Origin of the sequence: Bradyrhizobium sp., from assembly GCF_049512235.1 — a bacterium.
GTDB lineage: Bacteria > Pseudomonadota > Alphaproteobacteria > Rhizobiales > Xanthobacteraceae > Bradyrhizobium.
The window spans coordinates 1-3,301 of the sequence record NZ_JBEKXH010000629.1; the positions used below are offsets into that span (position 1 = coordinate 1).

2 protein-coding genes are annotated in these 3,301 nt (G+C 63.4%); both read right to left on the reverse strand.

The features are described from left to right. Nucleotides 1-483: 483 nt before the first annotated feature. A complete protein-coding gene (locus ABSG20_RS33005) occupies nt 484-1,959 on the reverse strand; it encodes an HlyD family type I secretion periplasmic adaptor subunit (protein ID WP_423868637.1) in 1,476 nt (491 codons plus the stop codon). Nucleotides 1,960-2,161: 202 nt separating this feature from the next. Further along, on the reverse strand, nt 2,162-3,301 hold a 1,140-nt coding region (locus ABSG20_RS33010), incomplete at its 5' end, for an ATP-binding cassette domain-containing protein (RefSeq protein WP_423868638.1).

Below are 3,301 nucleotides of genomic sequence, written 5' to 3' on the forward strand. Positions count from 1 at the left end.
CGTGACCTTGGACTGTTGCCGTGTCAGCCAATCGAAATGTTGATGCCAGTAAGACCAGTTTCGCCACTCTGGCGCGCTCCCGGTAGCTATTACGATCACCGCATTGAAGGTCCACTGAAGAGAGCCAGTGGAACCAGAGCCGCCGCCATTAATATATGGCGCAAACAGAGTGAACCCATTTAACTCAGACAGAGAGGTTATTGATCTATAATACATAGCTCGATCATTGCTAGATACTTCGATGCAGTATGGGCGCCCGTTCGCATAATACTGAGCTTGCGCGGCGATTATACCGATCTCAGCGAACGGCCAGACAATCGCAACGGTGATTACTGCTATAATAATTTTTGTTCGGCGCCCCATCGCTATTGTCCTGAAGCAGTCAATGGCTTGGCAATACTCGTTGCAATAGGTATTTCAGCTTGGCGTAGCTTAGTTTATGCACCTGGACGCTGTATAATGACGCAATACTGATGATCATCCTCATCTCTCCCTCCCTGCTTCCTTCACCGCCTGCATGACAGGCGAGAGCAGATATTCGATCACCCGTCGGTCGCCCGTCTTGATCTCGGCCGACACGCGCATGCCGGCGCGGATTTTTTCCTCGCGGCCGTCGACTTCGATCCAGTCCCGCAGCAGCGTCACCTTGGCAGGGTAGGCGAGCTCCGCCGGTGGCGGGCTCGATGAGCCCTGCTGCGGCGTCTGCGCGATCGCGGCCAATGATCCGGGCGGCGCCGCATTCGGGTTGGTCGCAGCGTCGCGGCCGAGTCTTCGCACCCGGCCCTGCACCAGGCCGTAGCGTGTGAACGGGAACGCCTCCAGCTTGAGCTCGACATCCTGGCCCTCGCTGACAAAACCGATGTCCTTGTTCGGCACCAGGCAGTCGACCTCGATGCCGGCACCATCGGGCACGATGGTCATCAGCGTGTCGGCGGTCGTGACCACCGCGCCGGACGTGTGAATCTTCAACCCCTGCACGGTGCCGTCGACCGGCGCCACCAGGCGGCGATAGCTTTCCTTCTGCCGCGCTTTTGTCATGTCCTGGTTGAGCTGCGAGATCTTCATCAGCGCCTTGGTGCGGCGGTCGGTGGCATCGGCCATATAGCCCGCCCTGGCCTCGGCGGATTTGGCCTGGATCGAGCGGCGCTCGGCCTCCAGCTGGTAGACATTCTGCTGCGCGGCCTTAAGTTCGGCGCGCTTTTCCACCAGCGCCTGCTCGCTGTCGAGCACCGGGGGGCGGGTGCCATACTGCTTTTCGTATAGGCCTTTGGCGGTTTCGTTCTTTTCCTGCAGCAGCGGCAAGGTGAGCTGGGCGCGCTCGATCTGGGCGTCGTTGGATTGCAACTCCGCGTTCTTCTGCGCGATGTCGGCCTCGAAACCGGCGATGGTGGCGAGCTGCTTTTCGATCTCGCGCTGGGCCTGGCTGTGGCTCTGTTCCACCAGTTCGGGATCGGCGCCCTCCGGGCCGCGGAAGTGCTCGTCGGGATTGCGGGTGAGCAGCATGCGCGCCACCTCGGCGTCGAGCGCGGCCTGGGTCAAATTATAGATCAGCGCATCGAGATCGGCGCGGGCCTCGGTCGGATCGAGATCGACCAGCAATTGTCCTGATGTGACATGGTCGCCTTCGTCGACATGGATGGCGCGGATCATCGCGGTCTCCAAGGGCTGCACCACTTTGACCTGGCCGAGCGGCACCACCTTGCCATCGGCGACCGCGACCATGTCGATATGGGACAGCGAGGCCCAGATCACGGCCGCGGCGACCAGCCCGCAGAGCGCGAAGGCGGTGAAGCGCAGGGTAGGGGAGAACGGCGTCTCGATCAGCTCGATCGCGGCGGGGAGGAACTCGCGCTCCTCCGCGGTGAGCCGCGGCACGAGTTTCAGCGGCGGCTTCGGCGCGGCTGCCGCGGCAGGCTTTGTGGCGGCGTCATTGGGACGCAAGGGGATCGGTTGCACCATCGCGATCAACGCCTCGCCAGGTCGTAGGGCGGATTAGCGGTGAGACTGGGCCAGCATGGCCCAATCTCACGGCGTAATCCGCCGTTATGCAGCGCCGCATGATGCGCCGGAGATGGCGGATTACGCCGGTCGGGCCGCGCGATGCGCGGACCCGCTCGGCTAATCCGCCCTACGATTTTCGGTGAGGGTCTTACCATCCTGCTCACCCTGTCGCCTGGCGGACGAGATTGGCGTAGAGGCCGTTGTGGTGCATCAGGGCATCGTGGCTGCCGGCTTCGGCGAGCTGGCCGCGCTCCATGACCAGGATGCGGTCGGCGGTGCGCACGGTCGACAGGCGGTGCGCCACAATCAGCACGGTGCGGCCCTGGCAGATCGCGCGCATGTTGCTCTGGATGATGCGCTCGCTCTCATAGTCGAGCGCCGAGGTCGCCTCGTCGAAGATCAAAATGCGCGGATTGGTCACGAGCGCCCGGGCAATAGCGATGCGCTGGCGCTGGCCGCCGGAGAGATTGGCGCCGCGCTCTTCCAGGATGGTGTCGTAGCCATGCGGCAGTTCCAGGATGAACTCATGCGCGCCGGCGAGCTGGGCGGAGTTGATCACCCGCTCCAGCGGCATCGAGGGATCGACCAGCGCGATGTTCTCGCGGATCGAGCGGTTGAACAGCACGTTCTCCTGCAGCACCACCCCGATCTGGCGGCGCAGCCATGCCGGATCCAAGAGCGCGATGTCGAGGCCGTCGACCATGACGCGGCCGCGCTCGGGCATATAGAGCCGCTGCAGCAGTTTCGTCAGCGTCGATTTGCCCGAGCCGGAGCGGCCGACAATGCCGACCACCTCGCCGGCGCGGATCTCCAGCGAGAGGTTGCGCAGGATCTCCGGGCTGCCGGCGCGGTAGCGGAACACGATGTTTTCGAATCTGAGATGACCCTGGATCGGCGGCAGGTTCTGCTTGGCGCTGATGGCATTGGGCTCGGTCGGAGTGTCGATGATGTCGGCCAGCCGCTCGATCGAGAGCCGGAACTGCTGAAAGTCCTGCCACAGCTGCGCCAGCCGCAGCACGGGCCCTGAGATCTGGCCCGCCAGCATGTTGAAGGCGACGAACTCGCCGATGGTGAGCTGATTGGATATCACTGCCTGCGCCCCGAACCAGAGGATCGCGGCACTCGTGATCTTGTTGACGAGGCCGACCAGTTGCGAGCCGGCGGCACCCAAGGTGACCACCCGCAGCGAGGAGCCGATATAGGCGGCGAGCTGCTCGTCCCAGCGCTGCCGCATCTGCGGCTCGACCGCGCAGGCCTTCAGCGTCTGGATGCCGGCCAGGCTTTCCACCAGCAGCGACTG